Here is a 25,792-nt window from a genome sequence, read left to right on the forward strand (position 1 = left end):
AGGGCGTATGACCGCAAAGATCGTCAGGGAGGCGTCGTGAAGAAGCTCGCCCACATCTCGGACCTGCATTTCGGGCGGATCGACCCGCTGGTGGTCGACGGCCTGCTGGCCGACCTGACGGCGGCGCGGCCCGACCTGATTGTCATCTCCGGCGATCTGGTCCAGCGCGCCAAGGCCCGCCATTTCCTGGAGGCGCGGGCCTTCCTGGAGAAGCTGCCCTTCCCCTATCTGGTCGTGCCGGGCAACCATGACATTCCGGTGTACAACGTGGTGCGCCGCTTCCTCGACCCGTTCGGCAACTACAAGCGCTACATCACGACCGACCTCAGCCCCTTCCACATCGATTCGGAAATCGCCGTTCTGGGGATCAACACGGCGCGCTCGGTGATCACGGATTTCTCCGAAGGGCGCATGAACAAGGCCCAGATCAAGCGCGTGCGGGAGGTGTTCTGCGAGGTGCCGGACACCGTCTTCAAGGTGCTGTTCACCCACCACCCCTTCCTGCCGCCGCCCGACGCGCCGAAGACGAAGCTGGTCGGGCGGCACAAACTGGCACTGCCGGCGCTGGAAAGCTGCGGCGTGGACCTGCTGCTGGCCGGGCACCTGCACCGCGCCTATTCCGGCGACATCATGACCCACCACACCCAGGTGGCCCGCTCCATCCTGGTCGCCCAGGCCTCCACCGCGACGTCCACGCGCCTGCGCAACGAGGCCAACGCTTACAACCTCATCGCCATCGAGCCGCCGCGCGTCACCTTCGAGGTGCGGTCCTGGGAGGGGGCGGCCTTCACCGGCGGCCTCGTCTCGCAATGGCGCAAGGACGGGCACCGCTGGGTCATGGAGATGCAGGACTCGGGATTCAGACCTGTGAGCGGTGCGGCTTGAGTCGCGGCGGCCATGCGGCGTAGGATCGCGCCGCAAGTTTTAAGAGCACATCAGGGCCCCCGCATGTCCGCTTCGCATTTCCGGTCCCCGGCGTCCTTCCCGCGCACCCGGCTGCGCCGCAACCGCGCCGACGCCTGGACCCGCCGCCTCGTCGCCGAGAACCGCCTGACCGTGGACGACCTGATCTGGCCGGTCTTCGTCATCGAGGGGCAGAACCAGCGGGTGCCGGTGGCCTCCATGCCCGGCGTGGAACGGCTGACCATCGACCTGCTGACCGAGGCTGTGGCCGCGGCCGGCGACCTCGGCATTCCCTGCGTCGCCCTGTTCCCGGTCGTCGGCGCCGAGGGCAAGTCGGAGGACGCGGCAGAGGCCTACCGCCCCGACAACCTGATGAACCGCGCCATCCGCGCGCTGAAGGCCGCGGTGCCGCATGTCGGCATCCTGGGCGATGTGGCGCTGGACCCCTACACCACCCACGGCCACGACGGCTTGCTGCGCGACGGCTACATCCAGAACGACGAGACGGTCGAGGTGCTGGCCCGGCAGGCGCTGTCGCAGGCCGACGCCGGCGTGGACATCGTCGCCCCGTCGGACATGATGGACGGCCGCATCGGCCTGATCCGCGACCGGCTGGACAGCCATGGGCATGAGCTGGTGCGGCTGTGCTCCTACGCCGCCAAATACGCCTCGGCCTTCTATGGCCCCTTCCGCGACGCGGTGAATTCCGGCGGTTTCCTGAAGGGCGACAAGAAGACCTACCAGATGAACCCCGCCAACACCGACGAGGCCCTGCACGAGGTCGCCCTCGACCTGCAGGAAGGGGCGGACATGGTGATGGTGAAGCCAGGCCTGCCCTATCTGGACATCATCCGCCGGGTGAAGGACACCTTCGCCGTTCCGACCTTCGCCTATCACGTCTCCGGCGAGTACGCGATGCTGCGCGCCGCCGCGCAGAACGGCTGGCTGGATTACGACAAGGCGCTGCTGGAGACCCTGACCGGCTTCAAGCGCGCCGGCTGCGACGCGGTCCTGACCTACGGCGCCGTGGACGCCGCGCGGCGGCTGCAGGAGGGCTGACCCTTCCGCGCGGGGCCGCGCTGCGGCACGGCCCCGGCCCGTCTATTAAGTTCTGCCCGTCACTTCGGCGTGCCCTTCCACACCTGGAACTGCGGCGTTTCCAGCAGCAGGTCGGCGTGGCCGAAGGCCGTCTTGAACAGCTTGCCCACCCCCGCCGTCCGCTGGGTCACCGCGACCAGCGAGCCGCGCAGCTTCAAATACTGCTTGGTGCCGGCGACCAGGGCCTCCAGCATCCCGAAATCCTCGTCCTTGCCGCGGTGGAGCGGCGGGTTCGAGACGATCAGCCCGAAGCGTTCCCGCGCGCCGAGGCCGCCCAGCCCGTCACTCAGCACGCACTCCGCGTCCGGCACGTTCTGGCGGGCGGCGTGCAGCGCCACCGCGTCGATGTCCAGCAGGGTCAGCCGGGCGTCCGGCGTGCGCTCGCGCACGGCCCGCGCGATCACCCCGGCGCCGCAGCCGAAATCGAGGACGGCGGTGCCGGCCGCGATCTCCGGCAGAACCTGGAGCAGGCATTCCGTGCCGGTGTCGAGACGGCCATGGGCGAACAGGCCGGGATAGGACACCAGATCGAGCGCGCCGTCACGCCCCGGCAGCGGCAGGGCGACGGTTTCCCGCCAATCCTCCAGATTGCCCCTGGCCGAGTCGTTGGTCCGGCGGGTTTCCAGCAGGCGCGCGCGGCGCTTGATGGTCAGCGTCTCCACGCCTTCCGCCAGCCCGTCGAACCGCTTCGGCGCGGAGGTGATGCCCTCGTCGTTGCTGCCGGCAATCCACAGCGGCGCCCCCGCCGGCAGGCGGGCAGCCAGGGCGTGCAGGGCCATCTCGAAGGCGGCCCAGCCGCGCGGCAGGCGCAGGACCGCACCGTCGAAGGCGCCGTCCGCCGGCCAAGGCGTGGCCGGCTTGCCGTCCAGCCCCAGGCGGTGCCAGGAGACGACCTCCGCCCCGCCGTCGGTCAAGGCCTCTTCCATAGCGCCGTCGGTGTCGCCGGCCACCAGGATGCGGCCCTGCGGGCGGCGCTCGGCCAGGGCCTCCGCGGCGACGCCGGCCACGGTGGAATCGCGGTCGGTCGCGCGGTTGGACAATCGGCTCACTAGGGTCTTCCTTTTATCCCCGGTCGCGCATCAGGCGCGCCTTGTCGCGCTGCCATGTCCGTTCCTTCTCGGACTCGCGCTTGTCGTGCTTCTTCTTGCCGGCGGCCAAGCCCACCTCGACCTTGGCGATGCCGCGGTCGTTGAAATAGACGGACATCGGGATCAGCGTGATCCCCTTCTGCTTGATGGCGCCCATGAGCTTGCTCAGCTCGCGGCGGTGCACCAGCAGCTTGCGCGGCCGCTTGGTCTCGTGCTGAAGCCAGCGTCCCGCCTGCCCGTATTCCGGGATGTAGGCGTTGAACAGGTACAGTTCCCCGTTCTTGAGGCCGGCGTACGCCTCGTTGATGCTGGCACGGCCGCCGCGCAACGACTTCACCTCGGTGCCGGTCAGGATCAGACCGGCCTCCATGGTGTCTTCGATGAAATAGTCGAAGCGTGCGCGGCGGTTCTGTGCCGCGATGCGCCTTGGTTCGGGCTCGCGGGCGGCCACGGATCCTCCTTCCCTGGGGCGGGGTGCTGCCGTCCCTTAGGACAGCAGCCCGGCCTTCTTCATCGCGTCGCGGACGGTGGTCCGCGTGCTTTCCGACGCGGCGATCAGCGGCAGGCGAACCTCGTCCGAGGACTTGCCGAGCAGGCTGGCGGCGTATTTCACCGGGGCCGGGCTCGTCTCCACGAACATGGAATCGTGCAGCGGGGTCAGCAGGTCGCGGTACTTGTAGGCGGTGGCGAGGTCGCCCTTCCGCCAAGCGTCCTGCATCGCGGCGCACTGGGCCGGCGCGATGTTCGCCGTCACCGAGATGCAGCCGACGCCGCCCTGCGCGTTGAAGGCGAGCGCCGTCGCGTCCTCGCCCGAGAGCTGGATGAAGTCGGGACCGACCTCCTGCAGCAGGCGGACCGGACGGGCCAGATCGGCCGTGGCGTCCTTCACGCCGATGATGTTCGGCAGCTTGGCGAGGCGGGCCATCGTTGCCACCGACATATCCACGACACTGCGGCCGGGAATGTTGTAGATAACGATCGGCAAATCCGCCGCGTCATGGATCGCTTTGAAATGCTGGTACAGACCTTCTTGCGTCGGCTTGTTGTAATAGGGCGTGACGACCAGCGCCGCGGTGGCGCCGGCCTTCTTGGCGTGCTGGGTCAGCGCGATCGCCTCCTCGGTGGAGTTCGACCCGGTGCCGGCGACGACCGGAACCTTCCCGCCCGCGGCCTCGATGCACAGCTCGACGACCCGGTTGTGCTCCTCGTGGGAGAGGGTGGGCGACTCGCCCGTGGTGCCGCACGGAACGAGACCGTGTGTGCCCTGCGCAACCTGCCACTCGACGAAGGACTGGAAGGCGGCCTCGTCCACTTTCCCGTTTTTAAACGGGGTCAAAAGAGCGACGATGGAACCGTACAACATGCCTGCCACCTCCGACGGACTACAAGAAAAGTGTCGCGCACCTTAGCCGCACCCGTTCCCCCGAGCAAGAGCGCCCGGATGATCATCCGACATGCCACCCGTTTCGCCACCCGTTCCGCCATTGCCGCCGCCCTGCTGGGACTGATCGTGCTGGCCCAGCCCGCCGGGGCGGCCAGCCTGACGGCGCAGGACCTCGCCGTCTACCGGCAGGCCTTCAAGGCCGCCGACAACGACCGGCACGACGAGGCGATGCGCCTCGCCGCACAGGCGTCCAACAAGCTGCCGGCCAAGGTGATCCGCTGGATGGCCCTGGCGACTCCCGGCGGCGGCAGCTTCGACGAGATCGCCGCCTTCATCCGCGAGAACGGCGACTGGCCCAACCAGGCGCAGCTCCGCCGTCAGGCGGAAAAGGCGATGCCCATCGACCTGGACGAGGACCGGGTGCTCGCCTGGTTCAAGCAGTACCCGCCGCTGTCCAACGAAGGCTTCATGCGCCACGCCGACACGCTGCTGGCGACTGGCAACGCCGAGCGGGCGGTGCGGTTGGTGCGCGACCGCTGGGTCGAGGCGAACTTCACGTCGGCGGACGAGGAGCAGTTCCTGGCCCGCTACCGCTCCCACCTGCGCCCGCAGGAGCACAAGGCGCGCATCGACCGGCTGCTGTGGGAACGCCAGGAAGCCGCGGTGCGCCGCATGCTGCCCTTCTTCGACGAGGCCTACGACCTGCTGATCGAGGCGCGGATCGCGCTGGACAGCGACGCCAAGAACGCCGACGCGGCGCTGGCGCGCGTCCCCGCCTCCCTGCGCAACGACCCCGGCCTGCTGTTCGACCGCGCCCGCTACCGCCGCCGCAAGGGCGACGACGCGGGGGCGCTGGAGATCATCGCCCAGGCGCCCAAGGACATGGGCCGCCCGCAGGCCTGGTGGACGGAGCGCCACATCCTGGCCCGCCGCGCCATGGTGAACGGCGACCACAACCTCGCCTACCGGCTGGTGACGGCGCACGGGCAGACCGAGGGCAGCGGCGCGGCGGAGGCGGAGTTCCTCGCCGGCTTCCTGGCGCTGCGCTTCCTCGACGACCCGTCGAGCGCCTTCAACCACTTCCACAAGCTCTACCGCTCCGTCGGCGCGCCCATCAGCAAGGCGCGCGGCGCCTACTGGTGCGGGCGTGCGGCCGAGGCGCTGGGCCAGACCGCGCAGGCCAAGGACTGGTACGCCAAGGCCGCCCAGTATGGCACGACCTTCTACGGCCAGCTCGCCGCCCGCCATGCCGGGAACGGGCGCATCGCCCTGCCCGCCGAGCCGCGCGTGTCCAACGCCGACGCCACCGCCTTCGAGCGGCGCGAGGTGGTGCGCGTGACCAAGCTGCTGGCGGAGATCGAGGGCAACACCGACGAGCGGGTGACCGCCTTCCTGCGCCGCATCAGCCTCGACGCCAAGGAGCCGGCGGATTACGTGCTGGCCGCCAAGCTGGCCCGCGAGGTCGGGCGCCGCGACCTCGCCGTCGCCGCCGCGAAGGACGCCGCACAGAACGACGTGTTCCTGGTGGAAGCCGGCTACCCGATGATCGAAAGCCGGCCGGCCGCTCCGGAAATCGCCCTGGTGCACGCCATCATCCGGCAGGAGAGCACCTTCAACACCCGCGTGGTGTCGTCGGCCGGGGCGCGCGGCCTGATGCAGCTCATGCCCGGAACGGCGCAGCTGGTCGCCGGCAAGCTGGGCGTCAAGCACGACACCGCCAAGCTGATCAGCGACCCGGACTACAATGTGCGGCTCGGTTCGACCTATCTGGCGGACATGATCGACCGCTTCAACGGCTCCTACATCATGGCCATCGCCGCCTACAACGCCGGCCCGACCCGCGTGCGCCAATGGATCGACACCTACGGCGACCCGCGCGGCGAAGCGATCGACGCCGTGGACTGGCTGGAGCTGATTCCGATCTACGAGACCCGCAACTACGTCCAGCGGGTCATGGAGGCCATGCTGGTCTATCGGGCGCGCATCCAGGGCGCCAAGGCGGAGCTGAACCTGGACAAGGAAATCCGTCGTTGATATCCCGGCGGTCCTTCGTCCCCACCGGACGAGGGACCGTCGCACCGATCAAAGACGAATATTCGAAAGTCACAAAAGCCGGCTTATCTCTGTCACATACCGAAATCGAAATCGTCCAATTTTCGCCCTTTTCGTCTGAAGTGGTAACTCTTCTTCCTGTCCGGAAGATGAATTGCATTTAATGCTCTATTAACCACAACCCGACAGAATTCCCACGCACGGACGCACCGTGTTTCTCTTTATTCCGTGATTGGGAGCCTACCATGCCAGCACCGATGGTCGCCGATGAAGTCCGCCAGGCGTGCCGCATCCACGCGCGCCTTTTAGACGCCTTCATCGCCTTGACGGAACAGGAGCTGACACAGCTCGCCCCTGGTTTCGCCGAGGAAAGCCTCATGGAATCGCTGGAGAAGATGCGCGCCGCCCGCAAGAGCTACGGCGCTCTGGGCGGTGTCGTCGCCCTGGAGGTGGTGGCGTCGAACGCCGCCTGACCACAGGCTGGCGTTCGGACAGGCCTTCCATTCGGGAACAGGGGACCGCTATTCCTGCGGCGTGTCCCCGTTGCCCGCGCCACCGGACTGCCGACGCTGCACCTCGCGCCATTTGGCGACGTTCCGGTTGTGATCCGGCAAAGTCTTCGCAAAGACATGCCCGCCACCTCCGTCGGCGACGAAGTATAGGAAGTCGTGCTTTTCCGGGTGGAGCGCCGCCTGGATGGACGCCCGTCCGGGGTTGGCGATCGGTCCCGGCGGAAGCCCCGCGGCGACGTAGGTGTTGTAGGGCGACTCGAACTTCCAGTCGTTGCGGGTCAGAGCCCGTCCCAACTCTCCGCTGCCATCGGTCAGCGCGTAGATCACCGTCGGGTCCGACTGGAGCTTCATGCCGGTCTCCAGGCGGTTGACGAAGACGCCTGCGACCTTGGCGCGCTCCGCCGCCACGCCGGTTTCCTTCTCCACGATGGACGCCATGGTCAGCGCCTGCTGCGGAGTCTCGTAAGGCAGGTCCGGACCGCGGTTCTTCCAGGCCTCGCTCAGAGCCTGGGTCATCGCGTGCTGCATCCGCTCGATCAGGGCCGAACGCGAATCGCCGTAGGAATAGTGATAAGTTTCAGGCAGTACGGTCCCGTCTTTCGGAACCGTCTTCAACTCGCCGCTCAGCGCCGGCTCGGCATCGAGCAGCGCCACCACCTGCGCGGCGGTCAGCCCCTCCGGCACCGTGAAGCGGCGGACCACCGTCTTGCCCTGGCGCAGCATCTCCAGGACGCCATCCACGCTGATGCCCGCTGGGAACGCGTACTCGCCGGCCTTCAGCGGCCCCTGGAGCTTCGCGGCGAACAGGAAGAGGATCGGGGACTCGACGACTCCCGCGTCTTCCAAGGTTAGCGCGATCGCTTCCAGCCCGCTCCCGCGCGGAATGACAACCGTTTCGGCATGCTCTAGGGGTCCGGGGGCCATCACGCGGAGGGCACCCCAGAACACCAACCCGCTGCCCGCGGTGAGGACGGTCAACGCCCCCGCCGCGATTCGGAGGCCCCAACCCATCGGCGGTCTCCGCGATGCTTCGCCGCTCAGGCGAATTCCTTGAAGACCAGGGAGGCGTTGGTGCCGCCGAAGCCAAAGGAGTTCGACAGCGCGGCCCGCACGCGGCGCTCCTGCGCAACCTTCGGAACGAGGTTGACGCCGAGGCAGCTCTCCGAGGGGTTCTCAAGGTTCAGCGTCGGCGGAACCAGGCTGTGGTTGATCGCCTTGATCGAATAGATCGCCTCGACCGCGCCGGCGGCCCCCAACAGGTGGCCGATGGCCGACTTGGTGGAGGACATCGCGACGTTGTCCATCGCCGCGCCAAACAGACGCTTCACCGCGCCCAGCTCGATCTCGTCGCCCAGCGGCGTCGACGTGCCGTGCGCGTTGACGTAATCGATCTCCGACGGCTCCATTCCGGCCCGCTTCAGCGCGTTGCGCATGGCGCGGAAGCCGCCGTTGCCATCCTCCGCCGGGGCGGAAATGTGGTAGGCGTCGCCGGACATGCCGTAGCCGACCACTTCGGCGTAGATGTGGGCGCCGCGCTTCTTGGCGTGCTCCAGCTCCTCGAGGACGACGACACCGGCGCCCTCGCCGATCACGAAGCCGTCGCGGTCCTTGTCGTAGGGACGCGACGCCTTTTCCGGCGTGTCGTTGAAATTCGTGGACAGGGCGCGCATGGCGGCAAAACCGCCGACGCCCAGGCGGCTCACCGCCGCTTCCGTGCCGCCGGCGACCATCACGTCGGCATCACCCAGCATGATCAGGCGCGAAGCGTCGCCGATGGCGTGCGCGCCGGTCGAGCAGGCCGTGACCACCGCGTGGTTCGGGCCCTTGAAGCCGTGCTGGATGGAGATGTGACCGGACGCCAGATTGATGAGGCAGGCCGGAATGAAGAAGGGGGAAATGCGGCGCGGACCCTTTTCGGCCAGCGTGACCGCACCGTCGGCGATGCCCGGCAGGCCACCGATGCCCGAGCCCACCATGACGCCGGTGAGTTCGCGCTCCTCCTCGGTCTGGGGAACCCAGCCGGAATCCTTGATCGCTTCGTGGGCGGCGGCGATGGCGAAGATGATGAAATCATCCATCTTCCGCTGGTCCTTCGGCGGAACGAAGGCATCGGGGTTGAACAACCCGTCGCCATCCCCGCGCGGAACCTGCCCGGCAACTTTCGAGGCCAGATCGGAGGCGTCAAAACCCGTGATGGCGCGGATGCCCGATTGGCTGGCGGTCAAACGCTCCCAGTTGAGCTTGTGGCCGACACCGAGCGGCGTGACCAGACCAAGGCCGGTAACGACGACACGTCTCATGGGGTATTCCTTGACCTTTCCTCGGAAAACTCAGCGACGGCCAGGCCACTTCGGAAAGCTGCCTGGCCTTCTTGCGCCACGCCTGATCAGGCCGCGGCGTTCGCCTTGATGAAGTCGATGGCGTCCTTCACCGTCAGAATCTTCTCGGCGGCGTCGTCCGGAATCTCGCAGCCGAACTCTTCCTCGAAAGCCATAACCAGCTCGACCGTGTCGAGGCTGTCGGCGCCGAGATCGTCGATGAAGGAGGCGTTCTCCGTCACCTTCGACTCCTCGACCCCGAGGTGGTCCACAACGATCTTCTTAACGCGCTCGGCGACATCGCTCATTTTTTAAGACCTTCCAATCCTTGAGACCGCTCGGGCGAATTCGGCCGGCTCAACACGCGGCTGCGTGCCTTCCTGCCACAAAAAGCCCCGTCCGATAACACATTTTTAGAGCCTTGACCAGCGCCCGCGGGCGCCGGTCCGAACCTCCGGTTCAGGCAGCGAATCCGCCTCAGATCATGGCCATGCCGCCGTTGATGTGCAGCGTCTGGCCGGTGACATAGGCGGCCTCATCGCTCGCCAGGTACACGACTCCGGCGGCGATTTCCCCCGGCTCGCCCATGCGGCCGGAAGGAATGGCGGTGAGCAGCTTGTCCTTCTGCTCGGAATTCAGGGCGTCGGTCATCGCCGTGGTGATGAAACCCGGCGCGACGCAGTTCACGGTGATGCCGCGCGACGCGACCTCCGCGGCCAGCGACTTCGACATGCCGATCATGCCGGCCTTGGAGGCGGCGTAGTTGGCCTGGCCGGGGTTGCCGGTGACGCCGACGATCGAGGTGATGCCGATGATGCGGCCCCAGCGGCGCTTCATCATGCCGCGCAGCACGGCGCGCGACAGGCGGAAGGCGGCGGTCAGGTTGACGTCCAGCACCGACTGCCAGTCGTCGTCCTTCATGCGCATGGCCAGCTGGTCGCGGGTCAGGCCGGCGTTGTTCACCAGGATGTCGATCTGGCCGAGGGCGGCCTCCGCGTCCTTGGCGAGCTGCTCGGTGCCGGCGGCGTCGGCGAGGTTGCCGGGCACCACCAGGGCGCGCTCGCCCAGTTCGGCGGCGAGCGACTCCAGCGGCGCGACGCGGGTGCCGGACAGGGCGACGGTGGCGCCCTGCGCGTGCAGCGCGCGGGCGATCTGCGCCCCGATGCCACCCGAGGCGCCGGTGACCAGCGCCTTCTTTCCGGTCAGGTCGAACATGGAATGCCTCACAGGGTCTTCAGGAACGATTCGACGTCGGCCGGGCCCTGAACGGAGGTGCCGGCCAACTCCTTGTCGATGCGCTTGGCGAGACCCGACAGCACCTTGCCCGAGCCGAGTTCGACCAGCGTGTCAACGCCCTGCTCCTTCATATAGAGCACGCTTTCGCGCCAGCGAACCATGCCGGTCACCTGCTCCACCAGAAGGCGGCGGATCTCGTTGGGGTCCGACACGGCCGACGCGGTCACGTTGGCGACCACCGGAACCACCGGCGCGCCGATCGTCACAGTGGCCAGGGCTTCGGCCATGGCGTCGGCGGCGGGCTGCATCAGCGGGCAGTGGAAGGGCGCGCTGACCGGCAGACGCACGGTGCGCTTCAGCCCGCGCTCCGCCGCGATCACGATGGCGCGCTCGATGGCCTCGGCGTGGCCGGAGATCACCACCTGACCCGACGAGTTGTCGTTGGCGACGGTGCAGACCTCGGTCTGACCCGCAGGGGTCTTGGCGGCGTCGGCGGCGATGGCCTGGGCCTGCTCCAGCTCGGCGCCCAGCAGGGCGGCCATGGCGCCCTGCCCGACCGGCACGGCCTTCTGCATGGCCTGGCCGCGCAGCTTCAGCAGGCGCGCGGTGTCGGCCAGGGTGAAGGCACCGGCGGCGCACAGGGCCGAGTATTCGCCGAGCGAATGGCCGGCGACGAAAGCCGCGTGCCTGGTCAGGTCGAGCCCGCCCTGGTCCTTCAGCACCCGCATGACGGCGACGCTGACGGCCATCAGGGCCGGCTGGGCGTTCTCGGTCAGCGTCAGGTCGGCCTCGGGGCCTTCGAACATCAGGCGGGACAGGCGCTGGTTCAGCGCGTCGTCCACCTCTTCAAAGGTGAGCCGCGCGACCTCGAACGCCTCGGCCAGCTCACGGCCCATGCCGACGGCTTGGCTGCCCTGGCCCGGAAAGACGAACGCCCTGGTCATGCTGTCTGGGAACCCTAGTAAAAAGGCGCGCCACCCGCGGCGCTGCCGTTGAATTCGGCGACAGTCATACCCGGCCTTTCGGGCAAGTCAAGCGATGCTCAACGTTGAAGGGATGGAATTGGTGCCTTTCTGTTGCTTTTCCGGCGTTTTTTCATTGCTGCGATGCAAAGGCCAATGGAGAAAAGGGCCATTCTAGGGTGCAGCGAAGGCGGCGACGCCGGAATCGCCGACGGGCTCGTGTTTCCGCTTGTCGGAATGGGGCTTTTGTGCATACTGCGCCGCTTCATAACTCCTTGCCGGTGGCCCGCGTGCCGTCGGCTAGGCCCGGGCGGCTGATCCTGTCCATAGGGGATGGGGCGCAGCGCCGGACCATGAACAGCCATGGGGAGTACAATGGCTCTTTACGAGTGCGTGCTGATCGCGCGCCAGGACATCTCGGCCGCCCAGGCCGAGCAGCTCGGCGAGCAGTTCGCCCAGATCATTCGCGACAACGGCGGCCAGGTCGCCAAGACCGAATACTGGGGTCTGAAGACGCTCACCTACAAGATCAAGAAGAACCGCAAGGGTCACTACACCCTGTTCAACCTTGACGCCCCCGCCGCCGCCGTCCTCGAGATGGAGCGCAACATGGGCATCAACGAGGACGTGCTGCGCTTCATGACCGTCCGCGTCGATGCGCTGGACGCCAACCCGTCGGTGATGATGCAGAGCCGCGGCGAGCGTGGTGACCGCGGCGATCGCGGCGACCGCGGCCCGCGCCGCTTCGACGATCGTGGCCCGCGCCCGCCGCGTCGCCAGGAGCCCACCGTTGCCGAAGGGGAGAACGCCTAAATGTCCGACAAGCAGACCTCGGGCGCTCCGGCCCGCACCGGTGGCGGTCCCCGCCGTCCGTTCTTCCGCCGCCGCAAGACCTGCCCGTTCTCGGGCGCGAACGCCCCGGCGATCGACTACAAGGACGTCAAGCTCCTGTCCCGCTTCATCTCCGAGCGTGGCAAGATCGTGCCGAGCCGCATCACCGCGGTTTCCGCGAAGAAGCAGCGCGAACTCGCCCGCGCCATCAAGCGCGCCCGTTTCCTGGCCCTGCTTCCCTACGTGGTGAAGTAAGGACCTGAAGCGGACAACAGGCAAAGGCAATCCCATGGCCTCGCCCCTGGCCGCCCCTCTGGCGGCTGCCATCGGTGTCGGCGTGGTCAGCGCTTTCTTCTATCTCGCCGTTCTGTTCGGCGGGTTCGGGGCGCTGATCCTGGGCTATCTGGCGCCGCTGCCGCTGTTCCTCGCGGGACTGTGGCTCGGCTCCACCGCCTCCCTTCTCGCCGGTGCGGCGGGGACGGTGGCGGTCCTGGCGGTGTCGTCCAGCGTCCTGGTGTCTCTCGCCTATCTGGTGACCGCGGCTGTCCCGGTCATCCTGGTGGTGCGGCAGGCGCTGCTGGCGCGGGCGGCTCCCGACGGGAGTGTTGAATGGTATCCTCCGGGCCGGCTCCTGATGGCGCTGACCGGAATGGGACTGGCGGGCCTTCTGGGTGCCGCGGTTCTGACGCTCGATCAGCCCGGCGGGCTGGAGGGCGCGGTGCGGGAAACGCTGAGCCGCATGGCGGACCAGATGTTCTCCGCGCAGGGCCAGCCGGCCCCGGACCCGCAGGACATCTGGATGGCCGAGGTGTTGCCGGGCTTCGCGGTGATCTCATGGCTCGTCATGACGATCGTCAACGGAGCCCTGGCGCAGGGCGTCCTGATGCGGTTCGGCCGCAACAAGCGCCCGGCCATGCGGCTGGATGATCTGGAACTGCCACGGTGGCTCGCCACCGCGTTCCTGCTGACCATGGTGGCCGCCTCGCTGGCGTCGGACCCGGTCGGGTTCCTCGCGGTCAACGCCGCGCTGATCCTGTCCCTGCCATTCGCCTTTGCCGGGCTTTCGGTGGTGCATGTGTTCGCCCGAAGCCGATCGGCCAAGCTGCCGATCCTCATCGGGTTCTACATGTTCCTGTTTCTTTTCGGTTGGCCGATCGTGCTGATGGTCGGTCTGGGCATGATCGAGCAATGGATTGGGCTGCGTCGCCGTCTCCGGCCCGCCGGCCCCGATCAGGAGGACGAGTGATGGAAGTTATTCTGCTGGAGCGGGTCGAGAAGCTCGGCCAGATGGGCCAGGTCGTGAAGGTGCGTCCCGGCTTCGCCCGCAACTATCTGCTGCCGCAGAAGAAGGCTATGCGCGCCACCAAGGCGAACATGGCGTTCTTCGAGAAGCAGAAGGCCCACCTGGAGGCCGTCAACCTGGAGCGCCGCAAGGACGCCGAGCAGGTTGCCGCCAAGATGAACGACGTGACGGTCGTCGTGATCCGTCAGGCCGGCGAAACCGGCGTTCTGTACGGTTCGGTGACGCCGCGCGACGTCGCGGACGCCCTTGACGCCGCCGGCTACAAGGTCGACCGCAAGCAGGTGTCGATCGAGACCCCGATCAAGACGCTGGGCCTGTTCAAGCTGCGCGTCGTCCTGCACCCCGAGGTGAGCATCTCCGTCACGGTGAATGTCGCCCGCTCGCAGGAAGAGGCCGAGTTGCAGCTGTCGCGTGGTGGCATGGTCACCGCGGCCGACCTGCGCGACGACGAGGACGAGATCGAGGAGGCTCCCGAAGCCGCCGAGACCGAGGTTTCCGAGGAGGGCTGACCGCCCGCTCAACGAGACCAGTCCGCTCGTCCGGAAGCCGCCCGCCCCGAAAAGGGGCGAGGCGGCTTTTCCGTTTTCCGCACTCCGCCACATCCGGCCCCTCCCCCTTCCGGATGCGCCGGACGCCCCGCCCCCTGCCCCGTCCGGCGGGTTGCCTCCCCCCGCTCCGAACTCCGACTCTCGTTCCTGGTGATTCGCTCGCGGCGAAGGAACGAAACCGAGTCGTGTTCGACGGATGGGGAGAATGCGCGATGCTGCTTGCCCGCCTGCTCAGCCCGGCCCTGACCGCCGGTGCTCTGGACATCGTCGGCGCCGATGGGCGGAGGCACCGGGTGGGGGTCGGCACCCCGTCCCTCACACTGCGCCTGCACGACAAGGCGCTGCATCGCGACCTCGTGGTCAATCCGCGGCTGCGCTTCGGCGAAGCCTACATGGACGGCCGCCTGTCCATCGAGGGTGGCTCGGTCTATGATTTCCTGGCGTTGCTGAGCGCCGGGACGGACAATGTCCAGGGCGTTCTGGGCAATCTGCGGGAAACCCTCTCCCCCGCGCTACGGCTCATCCAGCAGAGCAATCCCCTGCGGCGGTCGCGGCGCAACGTGGTCCATCATTACGACCTGTCGCGCTCCTTCTTCGAACTTTTCCTCGACCGCGATCTGCAATATTCCTGCGCCTACTTCCCTACCCCCGACACCGGGCTGGACGAGGCGCAGGAGGCCAAGAAGCGGCACATCGCGGCAAAACTGCTGCTTCAGCCGGGCATGCGCGTCCTGGACGTCGGCTGCGGCTGGGGCGGCATGGCGCTCTATCTCGCCCGGCTGACCGGCGCCCAAGTCACCGGCATCACCCTGTCCCGCGAGCAGCTCGCAGTGGCGCGGCAGCGGGCGGCCCATGCCGGATTGGCCGGGCAGGTCCGCTTCGAGCTGCGCGACTACCGGCAGATGGAGGGGCGCTTTGACCGCATCGTCTCGGTCGGCATGTTCGAGCATGTCGGGGTGCCCCATTACCCGACCTTCTTCGCCAAGCTGCGCGACCTGCTGACCGAGGACGGGGTGGCGCTGCTTCATTCCATTGGACGATCGGATGGGCCGGGCTCCACCAACCCGTGGTTCCGCAAATACATCTTCCCGGGCGGCTACTCGCCCGCCCTGTCGGAGGTGATCCCGGCGGTGGAGAAGGCCGGGCTGTGGAACACCGACGTCGAGATTCTGCGCCTCCATTACGCCGAGACGCTGCGCCACTGGCGGGAGCGGTTCGCCGCCCGGCGCGAGGAGGCCCGCGCGATGTACGACGAGCGCTTCTGCCGTATGTGGGAGTTCTATCTGGCGGGGGCGGAGATCAGCTTCCGCTACCAGGGGCACATGGTTTTCCAGTTGCAGCTCGCCCGCTCGCTGGGCGCCGTCCCGCTCGTCCGCGATTACATGCGGCGCACCGAGACGGCGTTGGCCGAGGCCGTGCCGCCACCCTTGCGGACGGGTCGGAACGTCGGCGCCAGCAACGCGTGACCGAAGGTGCCCGCGCCACATCGACACACAGGTTTTGCTCTGGACCAAGCTCTTGATAGAACATTCAAATTCTGCCTTACCCCCAGCTTTCACCGGCTGTGGGCAAAAGTTACTCACAGGAATGTGGGTATCCTTACCCCGATCGCACAGCTTTGCGCCCCGCCCTTTGCTAAAGTGCCGCTATGGATGACAAGACCACCCAGCTTTTCGAGCCGCGCCCCCTCGACGGCGGGCTGTCCCGTGCCGGTGCCGCGAAGCCGACGGCCGAATACCGCACGCCGCCGCACAACGAGGAAGCGGAACAGGCGCTCCTCGGCGCCATCCTGGTGAACAACAAGGCGTACGAAAAGGTCGGCGAGTTCCTGCGCGCCGAGCATTTCTACGACCCGGCGCACCAGCGCATCTTCTCGGCCATCGCCAAGATGGTGGAGCGCGGCCAGATCGCCAACCCGGTGACGCTGAAGGCCTATTTCGACAACGACGTCGAGCTGGCGCCGGACGGCGGCGCCGGCTATCTGGCGCAGCTCGCCGCGAACGTCGTGACGGTGGTCAACGCGGGCGATTACGGCAAGACGATCCACGACCTGTTCCTGCGCCGGCAGTTGATCGAGGTCGGAACGGACATGGTCAACGAGGCGTACCAGCACGACCTCGACATCGACGCCATGGACCAGATCGAGACGGCGGAGAAGCAGCTCTTCGATCTCGCCTCGACCGGCGACGTGCGCGGCGGCTTCATCGCCTTCTCCGAGTCGCTGAAGGCGGCCATCGCCACGGCGGAGACGGCATTCCGCCGGTCCAGCCACGTCACCGGCGTGACCACCGGCCTGCGCGACATGGACCGCAAGCTGGGCGGCCTGCACCCGTCCGATCTCATCATCCTGGCCGGGCGCCCCTCGATGGGCAAGACGGCGCTGGCCACCAACATCGCCTTCAACGCCGCCAAGGCGCACATGCGCACCAACGGCGGCGAGGGCGCGCCGGTCGGCTTCTTCTCGCTGGAAATGTCGGCGGAGCAGCTCGCCACCCGTATCCTGGCCGGCGAGGCCGAGGTGTCGGGCGACAAGATCCGCCGCGGCGAGATCAAGGACAGCGACTTCCCCAAATTCGTGGCGGCCAGCCAGGAACTCAGCCGCGTCCCCTTCTTCGTGGACGACACGCCGGCCCTGACCATCGCTGCGGTGCGCACCCGTTGCCGACGGCTGAAGCGCACGCATGGGCTGGGCATGGTGGTGGTGGACTATCTCCAGCTCCTGCGCGGCAGCTCGACCAAGGGCAACGAGAACCGGGTGCAGGAAATCTCGGAGATCACCCGCGGCCTGAAGGCCATCGCCAAGGAGCTGGAGGTGCCGGTGCTCGCCCTGTCGCAGCTCAGCCGCGCCGTGGAAATGCGCGAGGACAAACGGCCGCAGCTTGCCGACCTGCGCGAATCGGGCTCCATCGAGCAGGACGCCGACGTTGTGATGTTCGTTTACCGCGAACAGTACTATCTTGAGCGCGGCGAGCCGGCCCGCCGGCCCGAAGAGTCGGAGGACAAGTACAACGACCGCTACGCCAACTGGCAAAGGCGCTACGCCGAGGTGCACAACACCGCGGAGGCGATCATCGCCAAGCAGCGCCACGGTCCGATCGGCAGCGTCCGCATGTTCTTCGATGGGCAGTTCACGAAATTCGGCGACCTCGACACGACCCATGACTTCGGCCCCACTGAGTGATCCGCTGGCCCGCGCCGGCGCCGTCCTGACCATCGACCTCGGCGCCGTGGTCGCCAACTGGACGCAGCTCCGCGACCGGGTGGCGCCCGCCGAGTGCGCCGCCGTGGTCAAAGCGAACGCCTATGGGTTGGGGGTGGAGCGCGTCGTCCCGGCGCTTGCTGCCGCCGGTTGCCGGACCTTCGTGGTCGCCCAGTTCGAGGAGGCGCTGGCCGTGCGCGCCGTGGCGCCGCCGGGCGCGCGCGTGCTGTCACTGGGCGGCCTGCCCGTCGGCACCGCGGCGGACTTCACAGCCCGGCGCATCCTGCCGGTGCTGAACCATCTCGGCGACATCGCCGCGTGGCAGGCCCACGCCAGGACGCAGGGAACGGCCCTGCCCGCCGTTGTCCACATCGACACCGGCATGAACCGACTCGGGCTTGGCCCGGACGAGCTGGACACGCTGGTCGGAGACCTCTCCCGGCTGGAGGGGATCGACGTCCGGGTGTGGATGACCCACCTCGCCTGCGCCGACGAGGATTCGGTGATGAACAGCCAGCAGCTCGGGCGCTTCCGCTCAGCGGTCGGACGGCTGCCCGCGGCCGAGGCGAGCTTCGCCAACTCCGCCGGAATCTTCCACGGAACGGCCTTCCATTTCGACCTCGTGCGGCCCGGCTGCGCGCTCTACGGCGTCAACCCGACCCCCGCCGCGGCGAACCCGATGCGGGGCACCATCCGGCTCGACGCCCGGCTGCTTCAGGTGCGCAACGTTGACAGCCCTATGACCGTTGGCTACGGTGCCACGCACCGCGTTGCGGCGAGAGGAAAAATCGCAACCATCGCAGTGGGTTATGCCGACGGATATCTGCGCTCGCTCAGCGGGTGCGGCCATGTCTTCGTCAACGGCGTGGCCGCTCCGGTGGTTGGGCGTGTTTCGATGGATCTGGTGACGGTGGATGTCAGCCACCTTCCCGACGCGGCGGTGACGCCCGGCGGGCTGGTGGAGTTGATCGGCCCGAACCGCCCGGTGGACACCGTGGCGAGCGAGGGCGGCACCATTGGCTACGAGATCCTGACCTCGCTGGGCGCGCGTTACCACAGGGTCTACCGCGACCCGCCGCCGCCTGAGGTCGCTTGATGGGTTTCCTTGCCGCCACCGGACGGGCCTTCCTGATCTTTCTGGAAGCCACCGGAAAGCTCGCCATGTTCACCGGCGCCGCGCTGTCGCACTGCCTGCGCCCGCCGTTCTACCCGCGGCAGATCCTGCGCCAGATGGTCGACATCGGCTACTACTCGCTGCCGGTGGTCGGGCTGACCGCGCTGTTCACCGGCATGGTGCTGGCGCTGCAGAGCTATTCCGGCTTTTCCCGCTTCCAGGCGGAGGGCGCCATCGCCACGGTGGTCGCCTTGTCGGTGACGCGGGAACTGGGGCCGGTGCTGGGCGGCCTGATGGTCGCCGGACGCATCGGCGCCGCCATGGCCGCCGAGATCGGCACCATGCGGGTCACCGAACAGATCGACGCCCTGTCGACCCTGTCGACCAACCCCTTCAAGTATCTGATCGCCCCGCGCCTGATCGCCGGGCTGACCATGCTGCCGCTGCTGGTGCTGGTCGCCGACATCATCGGCGTGTTCGGCGGCTTCCTGGTCGGCGTCTACCGGCTGGACTTCAACCCGGCCTCCTACATCGGCCGGACCTGGGAATTCCTGGAGCCGGTCGACGTGATCTCCGGCCTCGTCAAGGCGGCGGTGTTCGGCTTCATGGTGTCGCTGATGGGCTGCTACCACGGCTACCACTCGCGTGGCGGCGCCCAGGGCGTGGGCGCGGCGACGACCAACGCCGTGGTGTCGGCCTCCATCCTGATCCTGGTGTGGAACTACCTCATCACCGGCATCTTCTTCTCGACGAAGTGAGCGCAGACCAATGAGCGAGTCCATGTCGCAGGTTCCCCCCGCTCATCCGCCGAAGATCGCGCTGAAGAACGTGCACAAGGCGTTCGGACCGAAGGTCGTCCTCAACGGCATCGACCTGGAGGTTGGGCGCGGTGAATCGCTGGTCGTCATCGGCGGGTCGGGCACCGGCAAGTCGGTCATGCTGAAATGCATCCTCGGCCTGCTGTCGCCGGACAGCGGCTCCATCCGCGTCGACGGCGACGAAACGACGAAGCTGCGCCCGCGCGAGCGGGAGAAGCTGCTGCACAAGTTCGGCATGCTGTTCCAGGGCGCCGCCTTGTTCGACAGCCTGAAGGTCTGGGAGAACGTCGCCTTCGGCCTGATCCAGGGCGAGCATATGCCGCGCGCTAAGGCCAAGGACATCGCCATCGCCAAGATGGGCGCGGTCGGCCTCGGCCCCGAGGTGGGCGAACTGTTCCCGTCGGAGCTGTCGGGTGGCATGCAGAAGCGCGTCGGCCTTGCCCGCGCCATCGCCGACGAGCCGGAGATCATTTTCTTCGACGAGCCGACGACCGGCCTCGACCCGATCATGGCCGACGTGATCAACGAGCTGATCGTGAAGTGCGTGAAGGATCTGGGCGCCACCGCCGTGACCATCACCCACGACATGGCCTCGGCCCGCAAGATCGCCGACCGCGTGGCGATGATCTACCAGGGCCGGATCATCTGGACCGGCCACGCCAACGACATCGACAACTCCGGCAACCCCTACGTGGACCAGTTCGTCCACGGACGGGGTGAAGGGCCGATCCAGATGCAGGTGCGGGCGCTCTGACGTGCCCGTTCACCGGTTCGCTCAAAATTAACCGGCCGGCCGCTAGGGTCGGCGGCGACCTTCACCGGCCCCCCTCAGGCCGGCTTCCTATCGGAGAGACGAGCATGGCGGACATCACCACGAACGGGCTGGCCTTTGCGAGCTTCATGCTGAGCGCAAAGATTCTGGAGACGCTCCAGGCCAAGGGACTGCTGACCAACGAAGAGACGGTGCAGACCATCAAGAACGCCCACGAGCAGCTCCTCAAGAACAACAACCAGCTGTCGCTCGAAGCCGCCGATGCGCTTGCCCATTTCTTCGCCGGCCCGACCGAGGAGAAGTGACGTTCAGGGCGCCGCCCGCGCTGCTCCCCTGGCGAGAGTCTCGCGCAATTCCGGCAGCAGAACGGCGCCCAGCAGGGCGATGACCGGCAGCAGGGCGTAATCGCCCTCCGCCGCCGCGGCGATCAGTTCCGCGCGGGTCAGCAGTTCCAGCCGCATCTCCTCCAGATCCCCGGAGTCCGCCTCGGCCACTTTGCGGGCGTTGCGGGCGTGGAACATGTGGCAGACGCAGCCCCGCTGGTTGCCCTGCACCACGTAGGAGCCGAGCGCGGTCCAGTCTTCTGCGGCGTAGCCGGTCTCCTCCAGCAGTTCCCGCTTCGCCGCGGCCAGCGGTTCCTCACCGGGGTTCAGAGCCCCGGCGGGAAAGGTCTGGCTGACGCGGCGCGGCCCATGCTTGTAGGTACGCAGCATCAGGACGCGCCCATCCTCGTCCTCGATGAACATCTGGACGAAGTCCATCTGCTCGACCTGAAAGAAGTTTTCCACCCGCCGGCCCTCAGGCGTCTCGACGGTCTCGGCATGCACCTTCAGGAAAGGCCCGGCGTCGAGCAGGGTCCGGCGCTCCAGGACCGTCCAGGGCTTCAACTCCCCACTCATGCCGCGTCGACCCCGGCAAGAGTCCCATAGGGCGGCTGGGTGAAGCCCGCCGGCGACAGGGTGAAGATCTCGCAGCCCGTCTCCGTGATGCCGACCTGATGCTCGAACTGGGCGGACAGGGAGCGGTCGCGGGTGACGGTGGTCCAGCCGTCCGACAGGATTTTCACGTCCGCTTTTCCGGCGTTGAGCATCGGCTCGATGGTGAAGACCATGCCGGGAACCAGCAGAACCCCGGTGCCGCGCTTGCCGAAATGGTCGACATGCGGTGCGTCGTGGAACACCCGCCCGATGCCGTGCCCGCCGAAGTCGCGCACCACGCCGTAACGGTGGGATTCGGCCAGGGTCTGGATGGCGTGGCCGATGTCGCCCAGATGGTTGCCCGGCTTGGCCTGCGCGATGCCCGCCATCATCGCCTTGTAGGTGATGTCGACCAGCTTGCGCGCCTTCACCCCGATCTTGTCGCCGACAAAGAACATGCGGCTGGTGTCGCCGTACCAGCCGTCCAGGATCACCGTCACGTCGACGTTCACGATGTCACCGTCGACCAGCGTCTTGTCGTCGGACGGAATGCCGTGATTCACCACATGGTTTGGCGAGATGCAGCTCGCCGCCGGATAGCCTTGATAGCCGAGGGTCGCGGGGATGGCGCCGTTGTCCCGCATGAAGGTTTCGATCAGACGGTTCAGATGGCCCGTGCTGACTCCCGGCACCACCTGGGGCGTTATGTGGTCCAGCGTCGCCGCGGCCAGCCGCCCGGCCTTGCGGATCGCCTCGAACTCCTCCGGGCCGTGCAGCGGGATCTTCCGCGCGTCCTTGTCCGCCACCGTGTCACCTCACATCCGTTGTTCATCGTGAATTCCGGGACAGAACCTACCACTGGAACAGCCGAGAAAAGCCCCAGCTTTTTATCACCTCTGCCATAGGATTTAGAACGCCACCTTGCTATATGTGGGGCGCTGCCGCTCCAACCAATCGCTAGACCTTTGGCCAAGCCAACCACCCGCTATGTCTGTCAGGCTTGCGGCGCGTCCTTCCCGAAATGGGCCGGGCGCTGCGACGCCTGCGGCGAATGGAACACCCTTGTCGAGGAAGCCGCCCCGGAAGCCGCCCCCAAGGGACTGGGCGTGGCGCGCGGGCGCCGGCTGGACTTCGTAGGACTGGCCGGGTCCAGCGAGGCGCCGCCGCGCCGCATGACCCGCATCGAGGAGTTCGACCGCGTCTGCGGCGGCGGCCTCGTCCCGGGATCGGCGATCCTGATCGGCGGCGATCCCGGCATCGGCAAATCGACCCTTCTCCTCCAGGCCATGGCCCGGCTGTCGCAGGAGCACCGCTGCGCCTACGTCTCCGGCGAGGAGGCGGTGGACCAGGTGCGGCTGCGCGCCGTCCGGCTGGGCTGCGCCGCCGCACCGGTCCAGCTCGCCTCGGCGACCAGCGTGCGCGACATCGTCGCCTCGCTGGACGGCACGGACGGGCCCGAGGTCGTGGTGATCGACTCGATCCAGACCATGTATGTGGACAATCTGGACAGCGCCCCCGGAACCGTCGCCCAGGTCCGAGCGAGCGCGCAGGAATTGATCCGCGTCGCCAAGCGGCGCGGCTGCGTCCTGCTGCTGGTCGGCCACGTCACCAAGGAAGGCACCATCGCCGGCCCCCGCGTGCTGGAGCACATGGTGGACACGGTGCTCTATTTCGAAGGCGAGCGCGGCCACCAGTTCCGCATCCTGCGCGCGGTGAAGAACCGCTTCGGCGCGACGGACGAGATCGGCGTGTTCGAGATGACCGACGGCGGGCTGGGCGAGGTCGCCAACCCTTCCGCCCTGTTCCTTGCGGAACGGCGCGGCGACGTGTCGGGCGCCGCGGTCTTCGCCGGCATGGAGGGCACCCGCCCCGTGCTGGTGGAGGTCCAGGCTCTGGTCGCCCCCTCCCCGCTCGGCACGCCGCGGCGCGCGGTGGTCGGCTGGGACTCGGCGCGGCTTGCCATGGTGCTGGCGGTTCTGGAGGCGCGCTGCGGCGTGCAGATCGGCGCCAACGACGTCTATCTCAACGTGGCCGGCGGGCTGCGCATCACCGAGCCGGCGGCGGACCTCGCGGTCGCCGCGGCGCTGGTCTCGTCCCTGACCGGGGAGCCGGTGCCCGCCGACGCCGTGGTCTTCGGCGAGATCGGCCTGTCGGGCGAGGTGCGCGCCGTGGGCCAGAGCGACGCCCGGCTGAAGGAAGCCGCGAAGCTGGGGTTTTCAACGGCGATCTTTCCGGCTAGACGGAACGGCAAGAAGCCGGGGCGCAGCGACAGCGGCCTGAAATCGGTCGAGTTGCAGCAGCTCAGCGAACTGCTGCCGCTGTTCCAGGCCGGATCGGGACCCCGTCCGCCGCGCGGCCGGGATTGAAGCGTCTGATTTGACACGAGCATCTGAAGCGAAAGCGCACGAGGCGTAGCGGCGTTATGGACACCTTCCCGATCAACCCGGCGGATCTGGCCGTCATCGTGGTGCTTCTGCTGGCGGCCCTGCTGGCCTTCACCCGCGGCATGGTCGCCGAGGTGCTGTCGGTCGCGGCCTGGGTCGGCGCGGCGCTGATCACGCTGAACGCCCTGCCCCACGTTCTGCCCATCGCGCAGACCTACATCCATGTCGAGATGGCCGCCTACGCCGCCTCGGCGGTGGCGCTGTTCGTCGTCGGCCTTGTGATTTTGACAATCCTGGGCCGCGTCGTGTCGCGCGGGGTGCAGAATTCCGGCCTGTCGGCGCTCGACCGCTCGCTGGGCTTCGTGTTCGGCCTGCTGAAGGGTGCAATCCTCGCCTCCGTCGCCTATCTCTTCTTCGCTTGGCTGGTGCCGAACCCGGCGGAGCATCCCGCGTGGCTGCAGAGCGCCAAGACCCGGCCGATGCTGGTCTCCGGCGCCTCCATGATCTACGAGGTGATGCCGGAGTCGCTGCGCAAGGATGGTCTGGGCCAGATGGACATGGCGCGGGAACGCGCGCGGCAGGCGGTGGAGGCCAAGGAGGCCCTGGACCGCCTGTCCACGCCGGTTCCCGGAGCGCCGAAGACCGGTGGTGCGTCGCAATCCGATACCGGCTATAAGGACCGGGACCGCGGCGACCTTGAGCGACTGATCCAGAACGCACGCTGAACGCCGCATGGTGCAGAGTGCCTGTGAGTAACGCCCCGCTGGCAAAGAGGCCGCCGGGGCAATGCCCTTTGGTGATGCTGTGTATGACGAGGATCTTCCGATGCTGACGACGCATCCGTTCGACGACGACAAGCTGCGCGAGGAGTGCGGCGTGTTCGGCATCCACAGCCATCCGCAGGCGGGGGCCATCACCGCGCTCGGCCTGCACGCGCTGCAGCATCGCGGCCAGGAAGCCTGCGGCATCGTCAGCCACGACGGCGACCGCTTCCATCTGGAGCACACGCTGGGCCTCGTCGGCGATCACTTCTCGTCGGAGGCGATCATCGGCAAGCTGAAGGGCCCGCAGGCCATCGGCCATGTCCGCTACGCCACCACGGGCGACACGACGATCCGCAACGTCCAGCCGCTCTACGCCGACTTCGAGTTCGGCGGCTTCGCGCTGGCCCACAACGGCAACCTGACCAACGCGCACACGCTGCGCCGCCAGCTCGTCCGCCGCGGCTGCCTGTTCCAGTCCACCACCGACACCGAGACCATCGTCCATCTGATGGCCATTGCCCGCGGCGGTTCGCCGGTCGACCGGCTGATCGAGGCGGTGCGGCAGGTCGAGGGCGCCTTCTCCCTGGTGGCTCTGACCCCGAACGAGGTGATCGGCGTGCGCGACCCGCTGGGCGTCCGCCCGCTGGTCCTGGGCAAGCTGGGCGACACCTACATCGTGACCAGCGAGACCTGCGCGCTCGACATCGTCGGCGCCGATTACGTGCGCGACGTCGAGCCGGGCGAGATGGTCGTTCTGAACGAGCAGGGCGTGCAGAGCCTGCGCCCCTTCCAGCCGCAGGGCCGCCGCTTCTGCATCTTCGAATACATCTACTTCGCGCGGCCCGACAGCGTGATGGAGGGGTCCTCCGTCTACAACGCCCGCCAGCGGATCGGCGCCGAGCTGGCCCGCGAATCGGGGATCGAGGCCGACGTGGTGGTGCCGGTGCCCGACAGCGGCGTTCCGGCGGCCCTCGGCTACGCCACGCAGAGCGGCGTGCCCTTCGAGCTGGGCATCATCCGCAACCACTATGTCGGCCGCACCTTCATCGAGCCGACCGACCAGATCCGCCATCTGGGCGTGAAGCTGAAGCACAACGCCAACCGCGCCATGATCGAGGGCAAGCGGGTGGTGTTGGTGGATGACAGCATCGTGCGCGGCACGACCTCCAAGAAGATCGTCGAGATGGTGCGCGCCGCCGGGGCGAAGGAGGTGCACATGCGCATCTCCAGCCCGCCGACCTCGCACCCCTGCTTCTACGGCATCGACACGCCGGAGCAGAGCAAGCTGCTCGCCCACCGCATGTCGGTGGAGGAGATGCGCGACTTCATCCAGGCCGACAGCCTCGCCTTCATCTCGCTGGACGGTCTGTACCGCGCGATGGGTGCGGAGCGCCGCGACCCGCAGAAGCTGACCTTCTGCGACGCCTGTTTCACCGGCGACTACCCCATCGCGTTGACCGACGCGCTGGACCACCCGCCGGTTGAGGCGAACGTCCGCATCCGCGCCTGACCGCCTGACCACCGCCGCGACGGGCCGGCCGCAACCCCTGCGGACCGGCCCGTTTGCCAATCCCGCTACCGAACATCGT

Annotated in this window: 27 protein-coding genes; 17 read left to right on the forward strand and 10 right to left on the reverse strand. The window is 67.8% G+C overall.

Annotated features, from left to right (window positions below; all coding sequences use genetic code 11):
* Nucleotides 1–36: 36 nt before the first annotated feature.
* Nucleotides 37–885, forward strand: a complete 849-nt coding sequence (locus FHW79_RS14580; RefSeq protein ID WP_014240394.1) for a metallophosphoesterase — start codon at nucleotides 37–39, stop codon at nucleotides 883–885.
* Between the two features lie 63 nt (nucleotides 886–948).
* Entirely contained in the window at nucleotides 949–1,962 is a 1,014-nt protein-coding gene (hemB, locus tag FHW79_RS14585) for a porphobilinogen synthase (protein WP_183179611.1), read from the forward strand.
* Nucleotides 1,963–2,021: 59 nt separating this feature from the next.
* On the opposite strand, the gene FHW79_RS14590 is transcribed toward hemB, so the two are convergent.
* The 3 genes from FHW79_RS14590 to dapA are packed head-to-tail and all read right to left on the reverse strand — an operon-like array spanning nucleotide 2,022 to nucleotide 4,452.
* Nucleotides 2,022–3,050, reverse strand: a complete 1,029-nt coding sequence (locus tag FHW79_RS14590; protein ID WP_183179612.1) for a methyltransferase — start codon at nucleotides 3,048–3,050, stop codon at nucleotides 2,022–2,024.
* A gap of 13 nt (nucleotides 3,051–3,063) precedes the next feature.
* Nucleotides 3,064–3,540: an SsrA-binding protein SmpB gene (smpB, locus tag FHW79_RS14595; RefSeq protein WP_038527736.1), complete on the reverse strand. Its 477-nt coding sequence runs from the start codon at nucleotides 3,538–3,540 to the stop codon at nucleotides 3,064–3,066.
* Nucleotides 3,541–3,576: 36 nt separating this feature from the next.
* Nucleotides 3,577–4,452: a 4-hydroxy-tetrahydrodipicolinate synthase gene (gene dapA / locus FHW79_RS14600; protein ID WP_183179613.1), complete on the reverse strand. Its 876-nt coding sequence runs from the start codon at nucleotides 4,450–4,452 to the stop codon at nucleotides 3,577–3,579.
* Between the two features lie 78 nt (nucleotides 4,453–4,530).
* Between dapA and FHW79_RS14605 the strand changes: the two genes are divergently transcribed.
* A complete protein-coding gene (locus FHW79_RS14605; RefSeq protein ID WP_183179614.1) occupies nucleotides 4,531–6,507 on the forward strand; it encodes a lytic transglycosylase domain-containing protein in 1,977 nt (658 codons plus the stop codon).
* A gap of 263 nt (nucleotides 6,508–6,770) precedes the next feature.
* Entirely contained in the window at nucleotides 6,771–6,998 is a 228-nt protein-coding gene (locus FHW79_RS14610; protein ID WP_145676539.1) for a hypothetical protein, read from the forward strand.
* Nucleotides 6,999–7,046: 48 nt separating this feature from the next.
* Here the strand turns inward: FHW79_RS14610 and mltG are convergent, their stop codons facing one another.
* The 5 genes from mltG to fabD all read right to left on the reverse strand — a co-directional run bounded on the left by mltG (nucleotide 7,047) and on the right by fabD (nucleotide 11,535).
* On the reverse strand, nucleotides 7,047–8,048 hold the full coding sequence (mltG, locus tag FHW79_RS14615; protein WP_183179615.1) for an endolytic transglycosylase MltG: 1,002 nt from the start codon (nucleotides 8,046–8,048) through the stop codon (nucleotides 7,047–7,049).
* 26 nt (nucleotides 8,049–8,074) lie between these two features.
* On the reverse strand, nucleotides 8,075–9,337 hold the full coding sequence (gene fabF / locus FHW79_RS14620; RefSeq protein ID WP_183179616.1) for a beta-ketoacyl-ACP synthase II: 1,263 nt from the start codon (nucleotides 9,335–9,337) through the stop codon (nucleotides 8,075–8,077).
* A gap of 86 nt (nucleotides 9,338–9,423) precedes the next feature.
* Complete coding sequence (locus FHW79_RS14625) at nucleotides 9,424–9,663, reverse strand: acyl carrier protein (protein WP_014240383.1); 240 nt, start codon at nucleotides 9,661–9,663, stop codon at nucleotides 9,424–9,426.
* A gap of 169 nt (nucleotides 9,664–9,832) precedes the next feature.
* Complete coding sequence (gene fabG, locus FHW79_RS14630; RefSeq protein WP_183179617.1) at nucleotides 9,833–10,570, reverse strand: 3-oxoacyl-[acyl-carrier-protein] reductase; 738 nt, start codon at nucleotides 10,568–10,570, stop codon at nucleotides 9,833–9,835.
* Nucleotides 10,571–10,578: 8 nt separating this feature from the next.
* The gene (fabD, locus tag FHW79_RS14635) at nucleotides 10,579–11,535 is read right to left on the reverse strand and encodes an ACP S-malonyltransferase (protein ID WP_183179618.1); all 957 of its coding nucleotides are present in this window, start codon (nucleotides 11,533–11,535) and stop codon (nucleotides 10,579–10,581) included.
* A gap of 393 nt (nucleotides 11,536–11,928) precedes the next feature.
* On the opposite strand from fabD, the gene rpsF reads away from it, so the two are divergent.
* From rpsF to FHW79_RS14685, 10 genes are all read left to right on the forward strand, one after another.
* Nucleotides 11,929–12,366, forward strand: coding sequence for a 30S ribosomal protein S6 (gene rpsF / locus FHW79_RS14640; RefSeq protein ID WP_035673612.1), 438 nt, complete (start codon nucleotides 11,929–11,931; stop codon nucleotides 12,364–12,366).
* The gene (gene rpsR, locus FHW79_RS14645) at nucleotides 12,367–12,639 is read left to right on the forward strand and encodes a 30S ribosomal protein S18 (protein WP_014240379.1); all 273 of its coding nucleotides are present in this window, start codon (nucleotides 12,367–12,369) and stop codon (nucleotides 12,637–12,639) included.
* Between the two features lie 34 nt (nucleotides 12,640–12,673).
* Nucleotides 12,674–13,630 (forward strand): DUF2232 domain-containing protein, encoded by a 957-nt coding sequence (locus FHW79_RS14650; protein WP_183179619.1) that lies wholly within the window; start codon nucleotides 12,674–12,676, stop codon nucleotides 13,628–13,630.
* Complete coding sequence (gene rplI, locus FHW79_RS14655) at nucleotides 13,630–14,196, forward strand: 50S ribosomal protein L9 (RefSeq protein ID WP_183179620.1); 567 nt, start codon at nucleotides 13,630–13,632, stop codon at nucleotides 14,194–14,196. Before FHW79_RS14650 ends, rplI begins: the two co-directional genes overlap by 1 nt.
* Nucleotides 14,197–14,447: 251 nt before the next feature.
* Nucleotides 14,448–15,701 (forward strand): cyclopropane-fatty-acyl-phospholipid synthase family protein, encoded by a 1,254-nt coding sequence (locus tag FHW79_RS14660; RefSeq protein WP_183179621.1) that lies wholly within the window; start codon nucleotides 14,448–14,450, stop codon nucleotides 15,699–15,701.
* A gap of 182 nt (nucleotides 15,702–15,883) precedes the next feature.
* Nucleotides 15,884–17,416 (forward strand): replicative DNA helicase, encoded by a 1,533-nt coding sequence (locus FHW79_RS14665; protein ID WP_183179622.1) that lies wholly within the window; start codon nucleotides 15,884–15,886, stop codon nucleotides 17,414–17,416.
* Nucleotides 17,394–18,530 (forward strand): alanine racemase, encoded by a 1,137-nt coding sequence (gene alr / locus FHW79_RS14670; protein WP_183179623.1) that lies wholly within the window; start codon nucleotides 17,394–17,396, stop codon nucleotides 18,528–18,530. The genes FHW79_RS14665 and alr overlap by 23 nt, the downstream gene beginning before the upstream one ends.
* Nucleotides 18,530–19,306: an ABC transporter permease gene (locus FHW79_RS14675; RefSeq protein ID WP_183179624.1), complete on the forward strand. Its 777-nt coding sequence runs from the start codon at nucleotides 18,530–18,532 to the stop codon at nucleotides 19,304–19,306. The genes alr and FHW79_RS14675 overlap by 1 nt, the downstream gene beginning before the upstream one ends.
* Nucleotides 19,307–19,328: 22 nt before the next feature.
* Nucleotides 19,329–20,120: an ATP-binding cassette domain-containing protein gene (locus FHW79_RS14680; RefSeq protein WP_247884380.1), complete on the forward strand. Its 792-nt coding sequence runs from the start codon at nucleotides 19,329–19,331 to the stop codon at nucleotides 20,118–20,120.
* 104 nt (nucleotides 20,121–20,224) lie between these two features.
* On the forward strand, nucleotides 20,225–20,443 hold the full coding sequence (locus FHW79_RS14685) for a hypothetical protein (RefSeq protein WP_183179626.1): 219 nt from the start codon (nucleotides 20,225–20,227) through the stop codon (nucleotides 20,441–20,443).
* Between the two features lie 3 nt (nucleotides 20,444–20,446).
* Here the strand turns inward: FHW79_RS14685 and FHW79_RS14690 are convergent, their stop codons facing one another.
* A complete protein-coding gene (locus tag FHW79_RS14690) occupies nucleotides 20,447–21,037 on the reverse strand; it encodes an NUDIX hydrolase (RefSeq protein ID WP_183179627.1) in 591 nt (196 codons plus the stop codon).
* Nucleotides 21,034–21,861, reverse strand: coding sequence for a type I methionyl aminopeptidase (map, locus tag FHW79_RS14695; RefSeq protein WP_183179628.1), 828 nt, complete (start codon nucleotides 21,859–21,861; stop codon nucleotides 21,034–21,036). The genes FHW79_RS14690 and map overlap by 4 nt, the downstream gene beginning before the upstream one ends.
* 159 nt (nucleotides 21,862–22,020) lie before the next feature.
* Here map and radA point away from each other — a divergent pair, with 159 nt between their 5' ends.
* The 3 genes from radA (at nucleotide 22,021) to purF (ending at nucleotide 25,713) form a co-directional block, all read left to right on the forward strand.
* On the forward strand, nucleotides 22,021–23,421 hold the full coding sequence (radA, locus tag FHW79_RS14700; protein WP_183179629.1) for a DNA repair protein RadA: 1,401 nt from the start codon (nucleotides 22,021–22,023) through the stop codon (nucleotides 23,419–23,421).
* 56 nt (nucleotides 23,422–23,477) lie between these two features.
* The gene (locus FHW79_RS14705) at nucleotides 23,478–24,164 is read left to right on the forward strand and encodes a CvpA family protein (RefSeq protein WP_183179630.1); all 687 of its coding nucleotides are present in this window, start codon (nucleotides 23,478–23,480) and stop codon (nucleotides 24,162–24,164) included.
* 100 nt (nucleotides 24,165–24,264) lie between these two features.
* Nucleotides 24,265–25,713, forward strand: coding sequence for an amidophosphoribosyltransferase (gene purF / locus FHW79_RS14710; protein WP_014240365.1), 1,449 nt, complete (start codon nucleotides 24,265–24,267; stop codon nucleotides 25,711–25,713).
* Nucleotides 25,714–25,792 lie beyond the last annotated feature (79 nt).

Source organism: Azospirillum sp. OGB3 (genome assembly GCF_014192915.1).
Lineage (GTDB): Bacteria > Pseudomonadota > Alphaproteobacteria > Azospirillales > Azospirillaceae > Azospirillum.